Source organism: Aminobacter sp. UC22_36, assembly GCF_044056035.1.
Lineage (GTDB): Bacteria > Pseudomonadota > Alphaproteobacteria > Rhizobiales > Rhizobiaceae > Aminobacter.
The window spans coordinates 1,908,923-1,929,098 of the sequence record NZ_CP171996.1; the positions used below are offsets into that span (position 1 = coordinate 1,908,923).

Annotated in this window: 21 protein-coding genes; 10 read left to right on the top strand and 11 right to left on the bottom strand. The window is 64.0% G+C overall.

Annotated elements, in window-relative coordinates; all coding sequences use genetic code 11:
• Window positions 1–67: 67 nt before the first annotated feature.
• From ACHMW7_RS12560 to ACHMW7_RS12570, 3 genes are all read left to right on the top strand, one after another.
• The gene (locus ACHMW7_RS12560; protein WP_395450549.1) at window positions 68–655 is read left to right on the top strand and encodes a TetR/AcrR family transcriptional regulator; all 588 of its coding nucleotides are present in this window, start codon (window positions 68–70) and stop codon (window positions 653–655) included.
• A gap of 64 nt (window positions 656–719) precedes the next feature.
• A complete protein-coding gene (locus ACHMW7_RS12565; protein WP_395450550.1) occupies window positions 720–1,292 on the top strand; it encodes a helix-turn-helix domain-containing protein in 573 nt (190 codons plus the stop codon).
• A gap of 6 nt (window positions 1,293–1,298) precedes the next feature.
• Entirely contained in the window at window positions 1,299–1,826 is a 528-nt protein-coding gene (locus ACHMW7_RS12570) for a GNAT family N-acetyltransferase (protein ID WP_395450551.1), read from the top strand.
• On the opposite strand, the gene ACHMW7_RS12575 is transcribed toward ACHMW7_RS12570, so the two are convergent.
• Both ACHMW7_RS12575 and ACHMW7_RS12580 read right to left on the bottom strand, forming a co-directional pair.
• Window positions 1,823–2,662, bottom strand: a complete 840-nt coding sequence (locus ACHMW7_RS12575; protein WP_395450552.1) for a DUF2182 domain-containing protein — start codon at window positions 2,660–2,662, stop codon at window positions 1,823–1,825. The two genes, ACHMW7_RS12570 and ACHMW7_RS12575, sit on opposite strands and share 4 nt — an antisense overlap.
• Entirely contained in the window at window positions 2,659–3,303 is a 645-nt protein-coding gene (locus ACHMW7_RS12580; RefSeq protein WP_395450553.1) for a DUF1326 domain-containing protein, read from the bottom strand. The genes ACHMW7_RS12575 and ACHMW7_RS12580 overlap by 4 nt, the downstream gene beginning before the upstream one ends.
• A gap of 332 nt (window positions 3,304–3,635) precedes the next feature.
• Here ACHMW7_RS12580 and ACHMW7_RS12585 point away from each other — a divergent pair, with 332 nt between their 5' ends.
• The 3 genes from ACHMW7_RS12585 to ACHMW7_RS12595 all read left to right on the top strand — a co-directional run bounded on the left by ACHMW7_RS12585 (window position 3,636) and on the right by ACHMW7_RS12595 (window position 8,689).
• A complete protein-coding gene (locus ACHMW7_RS12585; RefSeq protein ID WP_395450554.1) occupies window positions 3,636–4,241 on the top strand; it encodes a TetR family transcriptional regulator in 606 nt (201 codons plus the stop codon).
• 53 nt (window positions 4,242–4,294) lie between these two features.
• Window positions 4,295–5,434 (top strand): efflux RND transporter periplasmic adaptor subunit, encoded by a 1,140-nt coding sequence (locus ACHMW7_RS12590; protein WP_395450555.1) that lies wholly within the window; start codon window positions 4,295–4,297, stop codon window positions 5,432–5,434.
• 111 nt (window positions 5,435–5,545) lie between these two features.
• On the top strand, window positions 5,546–8,689 hold the full coding sequence (locus ACHMW7_RS12595; RefSeq protein WP_395450556.1) for an efflux RND transporter permease subunit: 3,144 nt from the start codon (window positions 5,546–5,548) through the stop codon (window positions 8,687–8,689).
• Window positions 8,690–8,805: 116 nt separating this feature from the next.
• Here ACHMW7_RS12595 and ACHMW7_RS12600 read toward each other — a convergent pair whose 3' ends face one another.
• The 3 genes from ACHMW7_RS12600 to ACHMW7_RS12610 form a co-directional block, all read right to left on the bottom strand.
• A complete protein-coding gene (locus tag ACHMW7_RS12600; protein ID WP_395450557.1) occupies window positions 8,806–10,008 on the bottom strand; it encodes a serine hydrolase in 1,203 nt (400 codons plus the stop codon).
• Window positions 9,989–10,114, bottom strand: coding sequence for a hypothetical protein (locus ACHMW7_RS12605; RefSeq protein WP_395450558.1), 126 nt, complete (start codon window positions 10,112–10,114; stop codon window positions 9,989–9,991). Before ACHMW7_RS12605 ends, ACHMW7_RS12600 begins: the two co-directional genes overlap by 20 nt.
• Before the next feature lie 204 nt (window positions 10,115–10,318).
• Complete coding sequence (locus ACHMW7_RS12610) at window positions 10,319–11,524, bottom strand: diaminopropionate ammonia-lyase (RefSeq protein WP_395450559.1); 1,206 nt, start codon at window positions 11,522–11,524, stop codon at window positions 10,319–10,321.
• Between the two features lie 112 nt (window positions 11,525–11,636).
• On the opposite strand from ACHMW7_RS12610, the gene ACHMW7_RS12615 reads away from it, so the two are divergent.
• On the top strand, window positions 11,637–12,101 hold the full coding sequence (locus ACHMW7_RS12615) for an Lrp/AsnC family transcriptional regulator (protein ID WP_395450560.1): 465 nt from the start codon (window positions 11,637–11,639) through the stop codon (window positions 12,099–12,101).
• Between the two features lie 29 nt (window positions 12,102–12,130).
• Complete coding sequence (locus ACHMW7_RS12620) at window positions 12,131–12,610, top strand: hypothetical protein (protein WP_395450561.1); 480 nt, start codon at window positions 12,131–12,133, stop codon at window positions 12,608–12,610.
• Here the strand turns inward: ACHMW7_RS12620 and ACHMW7_RS12625 are convergent.
• The 3 genes from ACHMW7_RS12625 to ACHMW7_RS12635 all read right to left on the bottom strand — a co-directional run bounded on the left by ACHMW7_RS12625 (window position 12,607) and on the right by ACHMW7_RS12635 (window position 14,335).
• The gene (locus tag ACHMW7_RS12625) at window positions 12,607–12,861 is read right to left on the bottom strand and encodes a hypothetical protein (protein WP_395450562.1); all 255 of its coding nucleotides are present in this window, start codon (window positions 12,859–12,861) and stop codon (window positions 12,607–12,609) included. The two genes, ACHMW7_RS12620 and ACHMW7_RS12625, sit on opposite strands and share 4 nt — an antisense overlap.
• Window positions 12,862–12,981: 120 nt before the next feature.
• The gene (gene dapA, locus ACHMW7_RS12630; protein ID WP_395450563.1) at window positions 12,982–13,926 is read right to left on the bottom strand and encodes a 4-hydroxy-tetrahydrodipicolinate synthase; all 945 of its coding nucleotides are present in this window, start codon (window positions 13,924–13,926) and stop codon (window positions 12,982–12,984) included.
• The gene (locus ACHMW7_RS12635; RefSeq protein WP_395450564.1) at window positions 13,901–14,335 is read right to left on the bottom strand and encodes a hypothetical protein; all 435 of its coding nucleotides are present in this window, start codon (window positions 14,333–14,335) and stop codon (window positions 13,901–13,903) included. Before ACHMW7_RS12635 ends, dapA begins: the two co-directional genes overlap by 26 nt.
• Before the next feature lie 233 nt (window positions 14,336–14,568).
• Here ACHMW7_RS12635 and ACHMW7_RS12640 point away from each other — a divergent pair, with 233 nt between their 5' ends.
• Entirely contained in the window at window positions 14,569–15,180 is a 612-nt protein-coding gene (locus tag ACHMW7_RS12640) for a glutathione S-transferase family protein (protein ID WP_395450565.1), read from the top strand.
• Window positions 15,181–15,240: 60 nt separating this feature from the next.
• Here ACHMW7_RS12640 and ACHMW7_RS12645 read toward each other — a convergent pair whose 3' ends face one another.
• Together ACHMW7_RS12645 and ACHMW7_RS12650 are read right to left on the bottom strand one after the other, a co-directional pair.
• Window positions 15,241–15,669 (bottom strand): VOC family protein, encoded by a 429-nt coding sequence (locus ACHMW7_RS12645; RefSeq protein ID WP_395450566.1) that lies wholly within the window; start codon window positions 15,667–15,669, stop codon window positions 15,241–15,243.
• 199 nt (window positions 15,670–15,868) lie between these two features.
• The gene (locus ACHMW7_RS12650) at window positions 15,869–16,741 is read right to left on the bottom strand and encodes a LysR family transcriptional regulator (protein ID WP_395450567.1); all 873 of its coding nucleotides are present in this window, start codon (window positions 16,739–16,741) and stop codon (window positions 15,869–15,871) included.
• Between the two features lie 87 nt (window positions 16,742–16,828).
• Between ACHMW7_RS12650 and ACHMW7_RS12655 the strand changes: the two genes are divergently transcribed.
• The gene (locus ACHMW7_RS12655) at window positions 16,829–17,044 is read left to right on the top strand and encodes a hypothetical protein (RefSeq protein WP_395450568.1); all 216 of its coding nucleotides are present in this window, start codon (window positions 16,829–16,831) and stop codon (window positions 17,042–17,044) included.
• A gap of 179 nt (window positions 17,045–17,223) precedes the next feature.
• Here ACHMW7_RS12655 and uvrB read toward each other — a convergent pair whose 3' ends face one another.
• Complete coding sequence (gene uvrB / locus ACHMW7_RS12660; protein WP_395450569.1) at window positions 17,224–20,139, bottom strand: excinuclease ABC subunit UvrB; 2,916 nt, start codon at window positions 20,137–20,139, stop codon at window positions 17,224–17,226.
• Window positions 20,140–20,176: the final 37 nt, after the last annotated feature.

The following is a 20,176-nucleotide window of genomic DNA, read 5'->3' on the forward strand; positions in this document are numbered from 1 at the left end:
CAGTGGAGCGGCCAGAGTTCCGAAACGGACTGGTGGCAGGCAACGTCCGGAAAAATCGGAGACGGCAATGGGCATCGATCGCCGGGTAGCGCGGACACGCACGGCCCTCTACGACGCGCTGGTGGCACTGATCCGGCGCAAGGACTACGCCGCAATCACCGTCGAGGACATCCTCGCCGAGGCCAATGTCGGGCGCTCGACCTTCTATGCGCATTTCACCTCCAAGGACGACCTGCTGCAGCGCAGCCTCGACCGGCTGCGCGATCTTTTGGTCGAGGTCCAGCAAGGGCAGGCGAGCAGCCATGCAGCCGGCTGGGATCCGGCGCGGGCGCTGTTCGAACATGTCAGCGAATATGCCGACGTGCAGGCGGCACTTGCCGGCGGCCATGGCGGCGCGGTCTTGCGCGAGGCGGTGGACAAGGTGCTGGCCGATGTCCTGCGCCAGGCGATGAGCGCCGGTCCCGTCGGTGGGCTGCCGCGCGAACTGGCGATCCAGCACGTGGTGGCGACCTTCAACACGACGCTGCGCTGGTGGTTCGAGCATCGGCCGGAGATGGCTCCAGCCGAGGTCGACGCGCTGTTCCGGCAATTGCTGCTGTGCGGGCTGCCGGCGGAATCTGCTGCGCCGTTCATCGTCTCGGCCGACCAGGCCTAGCCTGCCAGACAACGCCGTCACGAAGCGCTTGACTTGATCTCTGTTGTGAGAATATTTCTCACATATGGAAATTTCACTCTTTGACGAAGCCGGCATCGACCGGCGTATTGCCCAGCGGCTGCGGTCGCTCAGGGCCGAGCGCGGCTGGCCGCTGGATGAACTGGCCAAGCGCAGCAGCGTCAGTCGGGCGACGCTGTCGCGGCTGGAAAATGCCGAGGTCAGCCCGACGGCGAGCGTGCTCGGCAAGCTGTGCGCCGCCTATGGCCTGACCATGTCGCGGCTGATGCACATGGTCGAAGGCGAGTTCGCACCGCTGGTGCGCCGCGACGAGCAGGCGATCTGGTCCGACCCGGAAATCGGCTTTCGCCGCCGTTCGATTTCGCCGCCGGCGCAGACGCTGGCCGGCGAGGCGCTGGAATGCGAGCTCGATGCCGCCGTCACGATCACCTATGACGCGCCGCCGCGGCCGGGGCTCGAGCATCATCTGGTGCTGGTCGATGGGCAGCTCCAGGTGACTGTCGACGGCAGGGCCCATGAGCTGCGGCCGGGCGACTGCCTGCGCTACCAGCTGTTCGGCCCGAGCGCCTTTGCCACGTCGGCCGGCGCCGGCGCTAAATACTTTCTTTTCGTTGTGTGAGGCATCATGACCACCGCCATCTCGACTTTTTCCGCCGACGACATCGCAAGCCATCTCGGCGAGCTTGGCGCGCTGCTGCATGCCTGCGTGCATGACGGCGCGAGCATCGGCTTCGTGCTACCCTATTCACAAGGCGAGGCCGAGGCGTTCTGGCGCGACAAGGTGCTATCTGGCGTGCGCGAAGGGACGCGGATCGTGCTGGTGGCCAGCAAGGACGGGCGGATCGCCGGCACCGTGCAGCTCGGCTGCGATACCATGCCCAACCAGCCGCACCGCGCCGACGTCAACAAGCTGATGGTGCATCCCGACTTCAGGCGCCAGGGCATCGCGCAATTGCTGATGCGGGAGCTCGAGGCGCGGGCGCGGGACCTGGGACGCAGCCTGATGACGCTTGATACACGCACCGGCGACAATGCCGAGCCTTTGTACACGGCACTCGGCTACAAGACGGCCGGGGTGATCCCGGCCTATGCGCGCGATCCCTTTGGCAGCGGCCGGCTCGATGCGACGACGGTGATGTACAAGCTGCTCTAGTTCAAGAACAGCATCCATGCACCGGCGACGATCAGCGTGGCACCGGCCGCCCGTGACAGCAGGCGGCCGGGAGCGACGAGTTTTTCCAGCAGGATGAAGGCGGCGATCGCCGCGACCCAAAGCAGGTTCATGATGCCGATGACGAACAGGATCGCCATCAGCGCCCAGCAGCAGCCGATGCAGTAGATGCCGTGTTCCGCGCCCAGGTTCATCGCACCGAGCGGGTCCGGGCGGAAGCCACCATGGCGCATGATGAACTGCAGCGGGCTCTGGCAGGCCGACAGGCAGACGTCCTTGAGCGGTGTGCACTGGTAGACCCCGGCCACGATGAGCACAATGCTGCCGAGCTTGGCGCCGATGCCGGTCATCGGCGCCAGCAACAGGGCGCTTTCGAGCGCCCATTGCGCTGATGTGGCGAGCATGGAGAAAGCTGTCCAGGCCAGCAGGTAGCCGGTGGCGAACCATGCGGTGGCGGCGAAGGGCTTGCCGCGCGAGCCAGCCTGGCGCGCGACACCGGCATAGATCAGCAGCATCGGCGCCACTGAAGGCAGCATCATGCCGACCATCATGATGGCCCACATGGCGAACATGAAGGCGAAATCGCCAACGCTCCAGCCGCGCAGGGCGGGGGCGAGCACAGTGCCCATCTCCATGCCTGGCATGGTCATCCCGGGCATTGTCATCCCGGGCATGTCGGGGCCCGCAGTGGGCGCTGCCCCCATGTTCGCGGCAAGCCAGATCACATAGGCCCACGCCAGAGCGGCAACAGCAGCGATGGCGCCGAGAACGACGGCCCGATCTCGCCTCAATATCAGCTCGAGGCGGGAAGTGCTCATGGGGTTGCGCGGACAACCCCGCTTTCAGTCATGTGCATCTGGGCGAAATGCGCATGCGAATCGTTGAGGTCGAGCTCGATCGCGCCCGACGTCTTGACCCAGCCACGCCCGACTTCGGCGACAGTGTATTCGAAGCCGTTGGGAAGATTGATGCGGGCGCGGTGGGTCTCCGAAGTCACCGGGTTCAGGATCGGCTCGCCGCGTGCGTCCATGACGCCGGGAATGTTCACACGGGCGGTGCGCCCGTCGATGTCGACCTGAATGTCGATCTTGGCAAAGACGGGGTCGTGAACCTTGTCGAAGGTCGTCGAAAAGACCTGGAAGAAGGTCGCGCCCGGTTCGGTGTCCTCACCGGTCATGATCCGGAGCAGCGCCTCCCGCTGGTCAGGCGTCGCCCGTTCGTCGACGATCGCAACAACTTGCCCGTGGCCATGATGGATCGCCCCGGGCCAGGCCACGATCATGGCAATGCGCAGGCCATCGAGACTGGTCGCGCCATGATGGCCCTGTTCGATATCGATGGCGCCGATGGCGCGGCAGTGGCCCTGGGTGGGCAGGGCATTGAACTGGCACGGGCAGCCATAGGCGCAGTTGCAGTGCAGGAATTCACGTCCCTTGAGTGTCCATGTGACGGCCGGCATCTTCACCTCCTTGCGTTTGCAAGCTCGGCAAGTCGTTTGCGGGTTCATTCCGGTGGGTTCGCTGAATGGCACACCGGAACGTTTGGCACCGTTCCCAGAAGACATGCACTGTAGCAGAAAATGGCAGTCTCCATAACCGGCTTGCGGAGTGTTTGCCGCCTTGCCAACTCCCAGGGGTGACGCCCAAGTGGGTGGGCGTATCGGGCTGGCAGCTTCCTGCCCGATGGCAGCTTATGTCAGTTTTTGCAGTGCAGCGGATTGACGGCGGGCGATTTACGTTTTACGAATGACGAAATTTGAAAATCGTCAGTCGTAAAATCGAGCAGCCCGAAATGAGCGATGTAGCCGAAAGCCCCGTGGATCTGGCGCGACAGGAAACTGTCGGGCGCATCCTCGATTCCGCCGAGCGGCTGTTCAGGCACTACGGCTACACCAAGACCAATGTCGCCGACATCGCCCGCGACCTCGGCATGTCGCCGGCCAACATCTACCGCTTCTTTGCCTCCAAGGTCGAAATCCACCAGGCGATCTGCGGCCGCATGCTTGGTGCCGTCTATCAGATGGCCTGCGAAATCCTGCGCGCCGAAGGCAGCGCCACCGAGCGCTTGCGCCGCTTCATCTATGCCCAGCACAAGCTGACCGTCGAGACCATGCTCGACCAGGAAAAGGTGCATGAGATGGTCGTCGTTGCGCTGGAGCGCGATTGGCACGTCATCGAAAAACACATTGACCGGCTTCATGACCTGATGGCGGAAGTCATCTCCCAGGGCATCGCCGCCGGCGAGTTCTCCAAGCAGGACCCTCAGATAGCCGCGCGCTGCTTTGGTGCTGCGACGGCGACACTGTGCCATCCGCAGATGGTGTCGCAGTGCGTCAACAAGCCGAACCGCGCGACCTACGAAGAACTTACGGAATACGCCCTGAGGGCGCTGAAGTAACAGGCGGCCAGCGGGCCGACATCAAGATCAATAGACAACCAGGAGTGCGAACGATGATTTCGTTCAAAACCTTCAATGCGAACCTGCGTCCTCTTGCCAGCTTGGCTTTGGTGTCGTTGCTTGGCGTTGGCCTTTCCGGCTGCTCCGAAGCCAAGACCGAGACGGTCGAGGCGATCCGCCCCGTCAAGGTTGTCGAGATCGCCAGTATGGGCACAACCCGCGAGCTCGACTATTCGGGTGCCGTGAAGGCGCGAACCGAGATGAATCTCGGCTTCCGCGTCGCCGGCAAGATCACCGAACGGGTGGTCAATATCGGCGACAAGGTGAAGTCGGGCGACCTGCTCGCCCGCATCGATGCGACCGACTACCAGCTTGGCGTCAGCACTGCGGAAGCCAATCTGCAGGCAGCCGAAAAGCAGGTCGAGACCGCGCGCCTGGTCGATGATCGCGCAGCGCAGCTATTTGCCAAGAAGTTCGCATCCGAAGCCCAGCGCGAGCAGGCATCGCTTGCCTACAAGCAGGCCTCGTCGCAGCGCGACGCAGCGCTTTCTTCGCTGCGCCAGGCCAGGAACCAGGTCGGTTATGCCGAGCTTCGTGCCGACCAGAACGGCATCGTCACAGCAGTCAACGCCGATGCCGGCCAGGTGGTTGGCGCTGGAACGCCCGTCGTCGCTGTCGCTGTCGACGGCGACAAGGAAGTGCAGATCGCCGTTCCCGAGCTGGAGATCGCCCAGTTCCAGCCCGGCAAGCCGGTCAAGGTCAGCTTCTGGTCCGACGACAGACTGGTGCTCGACGGCACCGTGCGCGAGGTTGCCGGCAGTGCCGATGTGCAGTCGCGGACGTTTTCGGTGCGCGTCAGCCTCCCCGACGACAACAGGGTGCTGCTCGGCATGAGTGCGACCATCGCGGCGTCGGTCAACAACGGCAAGGAATTCGTTTCGATCCCGCTCAGCGCATTGGCCAAGCAGGACGGCAAGGACATCGTCTGGGTCGTCAATGACGAACAGGTGCATGCGCGTGGCATCAAGGTCGCGAGCTTCGCCGACGCCGGCGTCCAGGTCGCCGACGGGCTGAAGCCGGGCGACATCGTTGTCGCCGCCGGAACGCAGTTCATGGCCGAAAACCTCAAGGTCAAGCTGCCGACGCCGGAGCAGCGTGCCGCGTCGAACGAAGCCACCGCGGCAATTCGCTAAACAATGCCTCGTGACGGCGGCCGATGGGCCGCCGCGACCGCCATCCAAAATTGAACCTGCGCATCTGCTGTGCCGGATACCGGTCGCGTGCGCCAGCGTGGAACCACGGCCATGGACAATTCCAGCCAGAACAAGCAGCCCTTCAACCTGTCGCGCTGGGCGATCGGGCATCCAAGCATCGCACGCTTCCTGTTCGGGCTGATCATCATCACCGGCGCGCTCGGCCTGATGCGCATGGGCCAGAGCGAGGACCCGGAATTCACCTTCCGCGTCATGGTGATGCAGGCGGTGTGGCCGGGTGCCTCGATCGAGGAAATGCAGGACCAGGTCGTCAACAAGATCGAGCGCAAGCTGCAGGAAACGCCGCATCTCGACTGGGTCAAATCCTACACGCGTGCCGGCAGCGCCATCATCACCGTGCAGGTCAAGGGCGACACCAACACCGCCGAGGTGAAGGACGCGTTCTACCAGGTGCGCAAGAAGGTTGGCGACATCTCGAGCGAGCTGCCGCAAGGCCTGCTCGGGCCCTATTTCAACGACGAGTTCGGCGACACCTTCATCACGCTGCATTCGATCGCGGGCGAGGGCTACAGCTATCCCGAGCTCAAGGCGCTGGCGATCAAGGCGCGCGACATGCTGCTGACGACGCCGGGCGTCGAAAAGGCCGTCATCCTCGGCGACCAGCCGCAACGCATCTACATCGACGTCTCCTCCAAGGCGCTGGCCGAGCGCGGCCTGACGCTGAACGACGTGCGCAACACAATCGCCGGCCAGAACAACATTGACCCGGCGGGCGCTGTCGACACCGGCACGCATTCGGTGCGCATCTCGGTCGAAGGCGACCTGTCCAAGACAGCCGACATCCGCGAACTGCGTCTGCGCGCCGGCAACCAGGTTACCCGCCTCGGCGACATCGCCACGGTGACGACGGGGCTTGAGGATCCCTACCAGCGCAAGTTCCGCTACAACGGCCAGGACAGCGTCCAGGTCGGGGTGGTGATGGCCAAGGGCTTCAAGGTCACCGACGTCGGCAAGGCCGTGGAGGAGACCTACAAGCGCTTCGAGGAAGCGCTGCCCTATGGCGTTTCGGTCGACCAGATCTCCAACCAGCCGGAAGTGGTGACAGAAGCCATCGGCGAGTTCATGAAGGCGCTGATCGAAGCACTGCTGATCGTGCTGGTGGTATCGTTCCTGTCGATTGGCTGGCGCTCGGGCCTGGTTATCGCGATCACCATCCCGCTGGTGCTCGCTGCGACCTTCGCCGTCATGTACCAGCTCGGCATCGACCTGCAGCGCATTTCGCTCGGCGCGCTGATCATCGCGCTCGGACTGCTTGTCGACGACGCGATGATCGTGGTCGAGATGATGGAGCGGAAACTCGAGGAGGGACTGGTCAAGGTCGAGGCGGCTTCCTTTGCCTATTCGTCGACGGCCTTCCCGATGCTGACCGGCACGCTGATCACCACCGCCGGCTTCATCCCCGTTGGCTTCGCCGAATCCACGGCGGGCGAATATGTCCGCTCGCTGTTTTACGTTGTTGGCATCGCTTTGGTGATCTCTTGGTTCGTGGCGGTCTATTTCACGCCATGGCTCGGCAACATGATCCTGAAGCAGCGCCAGCATGCCGGCAGCCATCACGATGCCTTCGACACCAACTTCTACCGCCGCCTGCGCGCGACGGTGAGCTGGGCCGTGCGCCACCGCATCATCGTGCTTGTCATGACGCTGGTGACGTTCTTCGGCTCGCTGTTTGCCTTCCAGTTCATTCCGCAGAACTTCTTCCCGCAGTCGTCGCGGCCTGAAATCCTCGTCGACCTGTGGCTGCCCGAGGGCACCAGCATCAAGGAGGTCGAAAAGCAGGCCGAGGCGCTGGAAGCCAAGATGATGGCCGATCCGGACAAGAAGTTCATCGCCACCTATATCGGCGAGGGCGCGCCACGCTTCTTCCTGCCGCTCGACCAGCAGCTGCGCAACCCGAACTACGCCCAGCTGTTGATCATGGCCAATGACGAGCCGGCGCGCGAGCGGCTGATCGTCAAGCTGCGCGGCATCCTGGCCGAGGATTTCCCCTCGATCCGCGGCAAGGTCGATCGCCTGTTCCTCGGGCCGCCGACCGGCTGGCCGGTGCAGCTGCGCGTGACCGGTCCCGATCGGGCCGAGGTTCGCCGCATTGCCGACGAGGTCAAGGCGAAGTTTGCCGCAACCCCCGAACTCGCCGCCATCCACGACGACTGGCTGGAGCAGGTGCCGGGGATGAAGCTAATCGTCGACCAGGACAGGGCGCGGGCACTGGGCGTTTCCTCGCAGCGTATCCGCCAGATGCTGCAGGCGACAATGCAGGGCGCACCGCTGGACAACTTCCGCGACGGCGAGGAGACGGTGTCGATCGTCGCTCGCGAGCCGGAGGCCAACCGTCACCTGCTGACCGCGGTCAACTCGGTCTACATCCCGACCGACTTCGGCGGTTTCGTGCCGCTGTCGCAGGTGGCCAAGGTGGTGCCGGTGATGGAGCAAGGCATCGAATGGCGCCGCGACCGCCTGCCGACGATCACCGTGCGGGCGACGCTGCCCGACGGCATCCAGCCCAACGACGTGGCGATGAAGCTGTTCCGCGACCTCAAGCCGCTGCGCGACAGCCTGGCTGCCGGCTACAAGGTCGAGATCCAGGGCGGTGCCGAGGATGCGGCCGAAAGCCAGGCGTCGATCGCCGCCAAGGCGCCGGTGATGCTGCTCGTCATCGTGCTCCTGCTGATGGTCCAGCTGCAGCACTTCGGCAAGGCGATGCTGGTGCTGGCGACAGGTCCGCTCGGCATCATCGGGGCGGCCGCGGCACTGTTGATCTCAGGCGCGCCGTTCGGCTTCGTCGCCATTCTCGGTGTCATCGCCTTGCTCGGCATCATCATCCGCAACTCGATCATCCTGATCGACCAGATCGACCAGGACATCGCGGCGGGCATGGAGCGTTCGGAGGCGATCATCGGCGCTGCGGTGCGCCGCTTCCGGCCGATCGTCTTGACCGCGATGACGGCGGTGCTGGCGCTGATCCCGATTTCCTGGGGCGTGTTCTGGGGCCCGCTCGCCTATTCGATGATGGGCGGCATCCTGGTGGCGACGGTTCTGACGATCCTGGTGCTGCCGGCCGGCTATGCGCTGTTCTTCGGCCGTGAGCCGAAAAACAAGCCGGCCGAACCGCAGGCGGAGAAGGGCGAAAACACCGCCGCGGTCATTCAGCACCCGGCGCTGGCGGCGGAATAGACGCCCGCCCAGCGCTGAGCTTTCAGCCGGCTCCTGCCTCATCACGATTGTGGTGGGGCAGGGCCGGTCTTGTTTGTGTGCAATCTTTTTCGGGCTGCTGCCACTGTGCATGCCAGCTAGGCCGCCACCCGCGGTGCCGGCTGGTCGATGCCGTTCTGGTGCAGGGTCAGGCCTTTCGCCCGGCCGTCGGCACCGACATCGAAGGTGATCTGGGCGTTGACAGCGGTACTGAAGAACGCGGTTTCGCTCTCCGGCAGGATTTCCAGCTTCGACTGTCCCGTAGCCTGGACAAACAGGCCGTTGCCCCGGCGGGTGACGGAGAGCACGAAGTCGGGGCTGAGCGGGTAGTCGCCGACATAGCCGTCATAGATCGCCGGATCGACCGTGACAGCGACGCGTTCCCTTGGCGGCCGGACCAGCGGATGACTGCTGTCGAGTAGGTGCCGGCCGATGTCGTCGACACCGACTTCGGTCGAGGTGTTGGAGAGCGCGATGACGCCGGCGCCCTTCGCCGGCATGTAGCCGAGGAAGGCGCGATAGCCGCCAGTGCCGCCATTGTGCCAGACGATCTGGCTGTCGCCACTGCCCGATATCACCCAGCCGAGCCCGGTCTCGTCGGTTGCGACACCGATCGGGCGCCGGATCGCCAAGGTGGTGGCGAGGGCTGCATGAAGTGGCGAGGAGGGCGCATCCACCAGCATCTCGATGAAATTCAGCATGTCGTCGGCAGTGGACAAAAGGGCGCCCGCGCCGGCGAGGGTCGGCAGGTCCCAGTTCAGCACCGGCATCAGCTTGTCGTCATGGCCGTTGGCGAGCCGCGACTTCATGTAGACGGCCGGAGTGTCGGCGGTGGAACGCATGTTGAGCGGCGCCAGGATGCGCTCGCGGACCAGCGCGCCGTAGCTCATGCCGGCACGGCGGGCGAGCACATGGCCAAGCAGGCCCATGCCGAGATTGGAGTACTCGTACTGGCTGCCGATGTCGCGCGGCAGCTCATAGGCGGACAGGAACGCGTACATCTGCTCGATGCTGTAGTCGGCATAGGGGTTGTCGTCGTCCGCCGGTGCCAGGTTGGCGGGCAGGCGCGGTAGGCCCGAAGTGTGGGTGGCGAGGTCGGTCAGGGTGATGTCGTGGCCGCCGCGCTGCGGCATGTGGACCGTGGCGGGCAGATACATGGCGACCGGGTCGTCGAGCCCGACCTCACCGCGACCCGCCATCTCGGCAAGCACAAGCGTGGTGAAGACCTTGGTGACCGAGCCGATCTCGAAGGCGGTATCGGCATCGACCGGACGGGCATAATCAGGCGCCGAAATTGCCATGCGCGACGATGCCGCGGCCTTCCGGACCAAACGTGCCGACGACGATGCCAACGCTCTGGCGCTGCTCGTCGATGCGTTCGACGAGGATACGCTTGATCTCGGCCATGGATGGAAAATGCGATCTGGAGGAAACTGCCGTGGCAGAAAAGGTCATCTCGGATGTGCCCTCATGTCAGACGTGGAGCGTGGCTGATACGAGGCGGACATTGCACTAGCATGGCGCGAAATGGGGCAGGACGAAGCGGGCTTGCCCTGTCCCCTTGTGGGAGAAGGTGGATCGGCGCGGAGCGCCATTGCCGGCTTCGTTCCGTCACTTGCCGGCGGCAGCGTTGCTCATGAGGTCAGCCGGGGTGAGGCCGACGAGTTCGCGATAGCGGTCGGGGTCCGTGGCGCCTTCAGTGACGACGAGCAGCACGCGCGAGTTGGCGCCGAGGCCAATGGCTTCGCGCATCTCGGGATTGCGGGCAGCGACGAGCAGGCCGGCGAGGCCGGCACCGCCGCTTTCACCCGCGACAATCACCGGGTCGTGGCCGAGCGGGCGGGCGAGAAGGTTCATGACTTCGATCGCGGTCTCGTCCTCGACGGTCATGAAGGCGTCGGCGACACGCGACAGCACGCGCCAGGCGAGTAGGGAGGGTTCGTAGCATTCGAGCATCGCCATGACAGTCGGTTCGCCATGCTGGAGCTTCGCTGGCTGGCCGGTACGTGCGGTCTCGAAGATGCAGGCCGCGCGGGCGGGATCAACCACCACGAAGGTCGGACGCGCCGCGCCGAAGCGGCAGGCAAGGTAACCCGAAGCAGCAGCGGCGATGCCGCCGACACCCGACTGGATGAAGACATGGGTCGGAGCGAGCGGCAGCTTTTCCAGCGCTTCGCGGAAGATTGCGGTATAGCCCTGCATGACCAGGCCGGGGATGCGCTCGTAGCCCGGCCATGAGGTGTCGGAGACAACGGTCCAGCCATTGGCGGCGCAGACACGCGCGGCTTCGGCAACGGAATCGTCATAGGTGCCGGCGACGCGCACCATCTCGGCGCCATAGCGGGCGATGGCAGCGATCCGCGCGTCGCTGACCCCGCCATGGACGAAGATCACCGACCTTGCGCCGACAAGCTGCGCCCCTTGCGCGACCGAGCGGCCGTGATTGCCGTCGGTGGCGCAGCCGAAGGTCATCGTGGCGGAGATTTTCGCGACTGCGGGGTCATGCAGCTCGGCGATGTCGATCGGGCGACCGAGCTCCTGCTCTGCCGCTTCGAGCACCAAGCGGATGACCGCATAGGCGCCGCCCAGCGCCTTGAAGCTGCCGAGGCCGAGGCGATAGCCTTCGTCCTTGAGGTAGATGGCGCCGAGGCCCAATTCCTCGGCGAGTGCGGGCAGCGAACGCAGCGGTGTCGGGCGGTGGTTGGGGCGGCGCGCTAGGAAGCGCTCGACAGTTTCGCCGGCGGCAACGCCAAGGGTCTCGGCATCGATCGTTTCAAGCGGCTTTTGGTAGTCGGCGTGCTGGTTGCGGATGAGCATTGGGGTCTCCTCTGTCGGTGCATTTATATTGCACCGACGTCGAGAAATGCGCTCTTATCTGGCTGTATTGGTGCAAGTTTGTATCGTGAAGGGTGGCGTCTTGAGGAATGTAGTGAACGACCTCGACGAGTTCGACCTGAAGATCCTCGACATCCTGCAGCAGGACAACGCCACGCCGCAGCGTGAAATCGGCGAGGCGGTGCACCTTTCGGCGCCGGCGGTGCAACGGCGCATCAAGCGCATGGAGGAGAATGGCGTCATCGCTGCGAATGTCGCGGTGATCGACCCCGACAGGGTCGGACGGCCGATCACCGTCATCGTCGAGATATCGGTGGAAAGCGAACAGATCGGCCTGCTCGACGCGACCAAGGCCAGCTTCGCCGCGGCGCCGGAAGTGCAGCAATGCTACTACGTCACCGGCGAGGCGGATTTCGTGCTGGTGGTGACGGTCGCATCTATGGCCGAATACGAGGCGCTGACCCGGCGGCTGTTCTTCGCCGATACCAACATCAAGAAGTTCCGTACGTTGGTGGCGATGGACCGGGTCAAGGTCGGGCTGACGGTGCCGCTGGGATAAAAAAAGGCCCGCCGGAGCGGGCCTGTGAGGTGTTGGGGTCTGGTACGGAAAACTGGCTGAAGCGATATCGAGGTCAGTTCGAGTTTGTCGAACTGTTCGAGTTGCTCGACGAGCTGGTGCTCGTCGAAGTGCTGGTCGAGGAACTGGTGCCGGAATTGCTCTGGGAGTCGCTATCCGTGCTGCAACTGCCGTTGGAGCAGCTTCTTGAGCGCGAGGACGACTTGCTCGACGATTTCGAGACGGTGACCGACTTGCTGCCGACCAGGATGAGTCCATCGATGGACAGCGCTGCCGGGTCACCCGGCGCTGATACCATCGGTGCCGCGTTGGCTGGCGAAAATGCCAAGACCGTGCCGAGGATGCTTGCTGCGAAGGCGAATGTGCCGGGACCTGCCATGGCACCTGCTCCTTTCCCACTGGCGGCCCCGAAGGGGGCGGCCATCAGGGCATTTGAACACGGACGGGCCGGCGGCGTGAATTCGCACATTGGAGCTAGTGCGCCTAGCTAGTGGCGGCCGTTGGCGGTTGCCTCGGAGATCGGGTCGAGGTTGAGCGTGACCTCGCAGGGGGCGCAGAATACGGCGCCGGGCATGTGGTCGCTCTCGCTCAGGGCAAAGCGCACGGCAGATTCCTTGTCGGCGAAGATGCCGCCGACCATGCCCATTTCGTCACTGACAACCCAGCGCCCATGGGGATCGCGGCCGACCACGAAACGGTGAGAGTGAAGTGCCGGATGGATGTCGCGAGCCAGAGTGCCCATTGTGGTGTGCCTTTCCTGATTGTCCTGGGGCATGTCGTGCTGAGCCAGGCATTGCTGTGGTGATGTGATACCCGCGCCATAAGAATTCGATTGGCGAGAAGGCACGAAGACATTCGGATCTCATAAATGCCGAGCGTTCGCCTGTGGGGCGCGGGCTGTGTCGAGCACCACCGGCAGGGCATCGCGGATCGCGGACGCCGTGCCAGGTTCGGCCTCGACCAGCGGCAGCCGGACATCGGATGACATCTTGCCCATCAAATGCAGCGCGTGCTTGACCGGCACCGGGTTGGTTTCGAGTTCGAGCGCGGCAATGAGCGGACGCAGCCGGTTGTGGATTTCGCGCGCCGCGTGCGGGTCGCCGCGCCGGCAGGCGTCGTGGACGGCAACGCAAAGGCGTGGCGCCACATTGGAAACCACCGAGATGGTGCCGCTGCCGCCCATGGTGTTGAAGCCGAAGGCGGTGGCGTCGTGACCCGACAACCAGATGAAGCGGTTGCCGAACCTTTGGGCGAACGCCATGGGGCGCGACAGGTCGCCGGTCGCATCCTTGAAGCCGACGATACTCGGGATCGCGGCCAGTTGCTCGATGGTGGCGGGTGTCAGGTCGACGCCGGTGCGGGCCGGCACGTTGTAGACGATAACAGGGATGTTGACCTTGGCCGCGATGGTCTCGAAATGCCTGACGATGCCGGCCTGGGTCGGCTTGTTGTAATAGGGCGTGACGATCAGCGCGGCATCGGCGCCGAAATCGCGTGCCGCCGCGGTGAAGGCGACTGTCGATTCCGTGCTGTTGGTTCCTGTGCCTGGGATGACCGGCACACGCCCGTTCGATACAGCCACGGTCTTGCGGATCACCATGATGCGCTCATGCCAGGACAGGGTCGGGGCTTCGCCGGAGGTGCCGCAGGGAACGAGGGCGTTGATGCCTTCTGCGATCTGCCATTCGACGAGCGCGGCGAGGCTTTTCAGGTCGACTTCGCCGTTCCTGAAGGGGGTGGGGAGCGCGGATATGGCGCCGAAAAGGCGCGGATGAATCTGGTCAGTGGTCACGGATTTGGGTGTCATGGCGGTGGGCCCGTTCGTGCTGGAGGAAAGGGATGGCTCGGCGGCGGCGCGCCGTGGACGGCTGCTGAAAACTCGCCAGCAGTGCTGCGAGAACCGCAGCGGCGAGGTCGGCATGTTCGGACTTGCACGACCGGCTGCAGCGCGCGCTGGCGTAGCGCATGCGGCATTGCCAATGCCCGGCGTGGTTGCTGATGCTTTCGACTGATCGTGGTGGCTCGGCGCTGGCAGCAAGCAGCAGCACCGCATCGAGCAGCGCGTCGGCCTCCATCAATGCCCTGAACTTGCGGCGCGACCTGTCGTCGAGGTCATCGAAGTCGAATATGTCGGCGGCGGCCCAGACGTGGTGCTCGCGCAGGATCCTGATGTCGGCGACACGGTCGGCCAGCGCAGGGATGTTTTCTGGCTTCATGATGAGAAGACAGATAGTCCTCCATCGCGTGTGAATTCGAGAGCGGGAAGGGAGCCGTTTTATAGGAATCGCATAGGGGCGGGAGCGAGCTGGGGCGCTGCGGCGTGCGAAGCAGAAACACATCGAACGGGACGCTGGCGCGAAACGAACTTGCAAGGGCAAGGCGCAATGAGAGCGCAATTCTCGCCGCCCAGGGGCTAGAAAGGCCGACCGCCAGCCTGCACGGGAAAACGATGATCCTCTATTACCAGACCCATTCGCCCTTCGCCCGCAAGGCGCTGGTCTTCGCCCATGAGATCGGCATCGCCGGCCAGCTCGAGGTGATCCACCACGAAACCAGCCCGACTTTGCGCAATATGCGCGTCTATGCCGAAAACCCATTGGGCAAGGTGCCGGTGCTGCTACGCGCCGATGGTGGACCTGTCTTTGATTCCGACGTCATCTGCGCCTATCTCGACACGCTGCATGACGGTCCGAAGCTGATCCCCGCAGAGGGCGAGGCGCGCTGGCAGGCGCTGCGGCTGCAAGCGGTGGCGCAAGGGCTGGCGCAGACCGGCATCGGATTGCGCTGGGAGACGGAGCGGCGGCCCGAGCATCTGCGTTATGCGCCGCTGGCCGAGGGTTTCAGGGACAAGATCGAGGCGACTTATGACTGGCTCGAAGATGCGCTGGATGACGCTGCGTTGCATGTCGGGCACGTCGCACTGGCGACAGCGCTGTCGTGGATGGCGTTTCGCGAGCTGCCGTCGTTTCGCCAGCGGGCGCGGCTGACATGCTGGTTCGACGCGTTCGAGAAGCGTCCGTCGATGTTGGCGACGCCTTTGTCGGGCGAGACGCACGACTGACGGTCAGTAGAATGCTGCGCGTCGAAGGGGACGCGCAGCATGTCTGCGGAATGCAAAATATCAGGCCGGCTTGACCGGCGCGTTCATCGCCCAGGCGACGCCAAAGGGGTCGCGCAACTGGCCCCAGCGGTCGCCCCAGAACATGACGTCGAGCGGCACCACCACCTCGCAGCCGGCATCGACGGCGCGCTTCCACCAGGCGTCGATGTCGTCGCCGAGGATGAGCTGCATGGTGTAGCCTTGGGCCTTTTCGTGCGCATGGCCGTGCTCTGGATAGGCGTCGGACAGCATCATCGAGCTGCCGTTGACGTAGAGGTGGATGTGCATGGTCCGGCCCTGCTCGTCGGCGGGATAAGCGAAGACCTGCTCGGCGCCGAAGGCGCGCTTGTAGAACTCGGCGGCCTTGAAGGCGCCGTCGACCTGGAGGTAGGCGATCAGGCCGCCAAGGACCTTCGGGGCGGGGTATGCTGGGGTTTGAGCTTCCGACATCTGTTGTCTCCGTTCCTCGCTTGAGCCAATCGCCGCTTGTGGCGGCGGCTTTCAGGGCATCGCAGCCGTCGTCGGCCGATGCCTCGCTGCAAGGACGAGCGACGCCGGCCGGATCCGACAAGGTCTGCGAGGATTTTTTCGGCTGGAGCCGAAGCAGGCCGAAGGCGTGCGGTTGCGCTGCCGCAAACAACGACCTGAATCACGCAACCAACTGCGAACGGGTGCCGACCACGTCGCGTATGTGCAGTGCCAATTCTGCAGATAGGCGCGTCGGGCCTGCATGTGGCTGATAGAGATTGATCCAGAAGCTTGGCAAGGACGGCAGCCCATGCCGCTCGCCTAATATTTCAAAGCCCGGCGGTATGGTCGAGGCCAGCAGCGGTGCTACCGCAATATCGGCGTCGAGTGTCGCCAGGATGGGATCGAAATTGCTGTCTTCGCAGACCCAGCGCCAGACGCGTCCGTGGTCTGCCAGTGCCTTGAGCGCGAAGGGTCGCAGCATGCAGGTTTCGTCGTCTGTCGATATGGGCAGCGGATCGCGTTCGAAGGCCTGGCCACCCTTGGCGCCGACCCAGACCAGTGGGTCGGACAGCAGTGTCTCGCCATTGTGGCCGCATTTTTTCTCCACCGCGAAGGTCAAGTCGACCTCGCCGCCATCGAGCTTTTCAAGCAGGCGCTGGCTTGTGTCGCAAATCAGCGACACCCGCACGCGCGGCCAAGCCTGGTCGAACTGCCTAAGGATGGGGGCGCCGAAGCAGCGGACGAAATCGGAAGGTATGCCGAGATGGATCTCTCCCTCGAATTCGGCTTCGTTCATCGCCGACCATACCTCGTCATTGTTGCGGACAAGGCGGCGCGCCTGGACGACCAGGCGCTGGCCCGTTGGCGTCAGTTTCAGTCCCTTGCGGTCGCGTTCGAAGAGTGCGCAGCCGAAACAGTCTTCGAGCCGCTTCACCTGCTGGCTTACGGCCGCCTGTGTGAGGTTCAGCACTTTGGCCGAACTGGTCATCCCGCCGGTGTCGACCACGGCCAAGAATGCCCTCAGCAAGGCGATATCGATATTACGGGCCATAAGAACCTCTTATCGATGCCATAATATACATTCGATATCATTATGTAAATCGGACCGTTAGCCTGTTCCCAATCTTGGAGAACGGCCATGACGACCATGATCGAAAATCAAGGCAAGGCCTCACATCGTGGCAGGCTCGCCCGCGCTATGCTGGTATCAGTCAGTTCGGCGGCGTCGGCCATAAGCGAATGGCGGGCTACGCGGAGACTGTCGCGCCTGGACGATGCCGCATTGAAGGATCTCTGTATCTCGCGCGGCAATATCGAGTGGCTCGTGCGGCATCGAACGGATGGGCGGTGCTAGCGATCGTTCTTTGTCGCTGTCAGTGAACCTGCGCTTTGCTTACTTCCCCGGCCGCCCTGACTTGCTCGGTCGTTTCTTCTCGCGCGCTGCTTCGGCCGGATCCTCGTAGGAGCCTGCACCGATCTTGGCCCGCTTGACCGGCTTGACGCTCTCGACAGGCTTCTCTGTTCGGCGGACGGTCATCTCGTCGAGGCCGTTTTCTTGAACAGCGATTTGGACGCGTCGTCCGGCACGCCATAGTCGGCACCATGTGCCTCGTCAGCCGACTGCTTCTTGAACAGCGAACGCGAGATGGCGCCGGCGGGCGTCGCCATGTCGGTGCCTGGACCCATGTCGTCGATATGAGGTTTGACGAACAGCGACTTGCCGGCGGGAACCGCGCCGTCGGCGCCCATTTCGTCAAGATCGGGCTTGCGGAACAGGTTCGGCCGGGCAGCCTTGGCGGCTTCTTCAGCGACACGCGCCTCGTCGAGCTTGCGGAAACGCTCCTGTTCCTCGACCGTGCGATGCTTGGCCACGCCCTTGTTGTGCTTGCCTTTTTCGCGGCCGGAAGCCGGGCTTTCCATGTCGACATACTTGGCCAGCGGGTCGTCGGAGATGGCGAGTTCCATCTCGCGCAGGCGCTTGATCTCGTCACGGATGCGGGCGGCCTTCTCGAAGTCGAGATCGGTGGCGGCGTTGCGCATCTGCTTTTCGAGCGCGTCGAGATGGGCCTTGAGGTTGTTGCCGATCATCGCACCGGCTTCGTCGGTGAATTGCGAGATGTCGGCGCGGACATGGTCCTTCTCGTAGACCGAATCGAGGATGTCGGAGATGCGCGACTTCACGCTTTCCGGCGTGATGCCGTTGGCCTCGTTCCACAGCATCTGCTTTTCGCGGCGGCGCGACGTTTCGGCCATGGCGCGTTCCATCGAGCCGGTGATCTGGTCGGCATAGAGGATGACCTTGCCGTCGACGTTTCTCGCCGCGCGGCCGATGGTCTGGATGAGCGAGGTCTCGGAGCGCAAGAAACCTTCCTTGTCGGCGTCGAGGATGGCGACGAAGCCGCATTCGGGAATATCGAGGCCTTCGCGCAGCAGGTTGATGCCGACAAGCACGTCGAACGCCCCGAGCCTGAGATCGCGGAGAATCTCGATGCGCTCCAGCGTGTCGATGTCGGAGTGCATGTAGCGCACGCGCACGCCATGCTCATGCAGGTACTCGGTCAGGTCCTCGGCCATGCGCTTGGTCAAAACCGTGACCAGTGTGCGGTAGCCGGCCCTGGTCGTCTCGCGGATCTCGCCGACGACGTCGTCGACCTGGGTCTTGGCCGGACGGACTTCGACGGGCGGATCGATCAGGCCGGTCGGGCGGATGACCTGCTCGGCGAAGACGCCGCCGGCTTCTTCCATCTCCCAGTTGCCCGGGGTCGCCGAAACGGCAACGGAGAGCGGGCGCATGGCGTCCCATTCCTCGAAGCGCAGCGGCCGGTTGTCCATGCAGGACGGCAAGCGGAAGCCGTATTCGGCCAGCGTCGCCTTGCGCCGGAAGTCGCCGCGATACATGCCGCCGATCTGCGGCACGGTGACGTGGCTTTCGTCGATGAAGACGAGCGCGTTGTCGGGGATGTATTCAAACAGGGTCGGTGGCGGATCGCCGGGGCGGCGGCCGGTGAGATAACGCGAATAGTTTTCGATGCCGGCGCAGGAGCCGGTGGCTTCCAGCATCTCGAGATCGAAGCGGGTGCGCTGCTCCAGGCGCTGTGCTTCGAGCAGACGGCCAGCCTTTTCAAGCTCTTGCAGGCGGTGCTGCAGCTCTTCCTTGATCGACTTGATGGCTTGATTCAAGGTCGGGCGCGGCGTCACATAGTGCGAGTTGGCGTAGATCTTGACCGATTTGAGATCGCCGGTTTTTTGCCCCGTGAGGGGATCGAATTCGGTGATCGAGTCGATCTCGTCGCCGAACAGCGAGATGCGCCAGGCCGAATCTTCCAGGTGGGCGGGGAAGATTTCGATGGTATCACCGCGCACGCGGAACGAGCCGCGGACGAAATTGATGTCCTGGCGCTTGTATTGCTGGGCGACGAGGTCGGCGAGCAACTGGCGTTGGTCGAGCCGGTCGCCGACCGCCATCTGGAAGGTCATGGCGGTATAGGTTTCGACCGAGCCGATACCGTAGATGCACGAGACCGAGGCGACGATGATGACGTCGTCGCGTTCGAGCAGCGAGCGCGTCGCCGAGTGGCGCATGCGGTCGATCTGCTCGTTGATCGTCGATTCCTTCTCGATATAGGTGTCGGTGCGCGGGACGTAGGCCTCGGGCTGGAAGTAGTCGTAATAAGAGACGAAATACTCGACCGCGTTGTCGGGAAAGAACTTTTTGAACTCGCTGTAGAGCTGGGCTGCGAGCGTCTTGTTCGGCGCCAGGATCAGTGCCGGGCGCTGGGTCTGCTCGATCACCTTGGCCATGGTAAAGGTCTTGCCGGAGCCAGTCACGCCAAGCAGCACCTGTGTGCGCTCGGCCGAGTTGACGCCCTCGACGAGGTCCTTGATGGCAGTGGGCTGGTCGCCGGCCGGCTCGAACTCCGACTGCATGACGATTGCGATGCCGCCTTCTGATTTGTCCGGGCGGGCGGGGCGGTGCGGCACCCAGATTTCGCCGCCCTTGTGCAGCGGGTTGCCGCTCTCGATCAGCGCCGACAGAGCGGCTACGGTGGCGGTGACGCCGGAGTTGGACAGTGAAGCCGCGTCTTCGAGCGAGATGTCGAGGCCGGCGACCGGGTTGAGGCCGGCGGCGGCACGATCCTTGGCCGAAGCAGCGCCACCCATCGAGGTGCCGCGCGACGAGCGCGTCGGCGCCGAACTCTTCTCTGGGATCTTCTTCGGCTTGGGCTGTGGCTTCTCGGCCTCCTTGGCGATCTGATCGGCCCAGTCGGCGATCGAGCCTGAAAGCGGCGCGCCTGAAAATTCGGCCTGCGGCGCTTCGCCGAAGCCAGGGCGATGCAACGGCTCCGAGGCGTCGAGGAAGTCGGTTACGCCATTGCCGCCGCGCTTGCGCGGCACGGCACGGTTGTCGCTTCCCGAAGCGGGCGATTTCTTTTCAGGAGATTTGGCCATGGGCGAAATATGGGCGGTATCAGCTAAAATGGAAAGG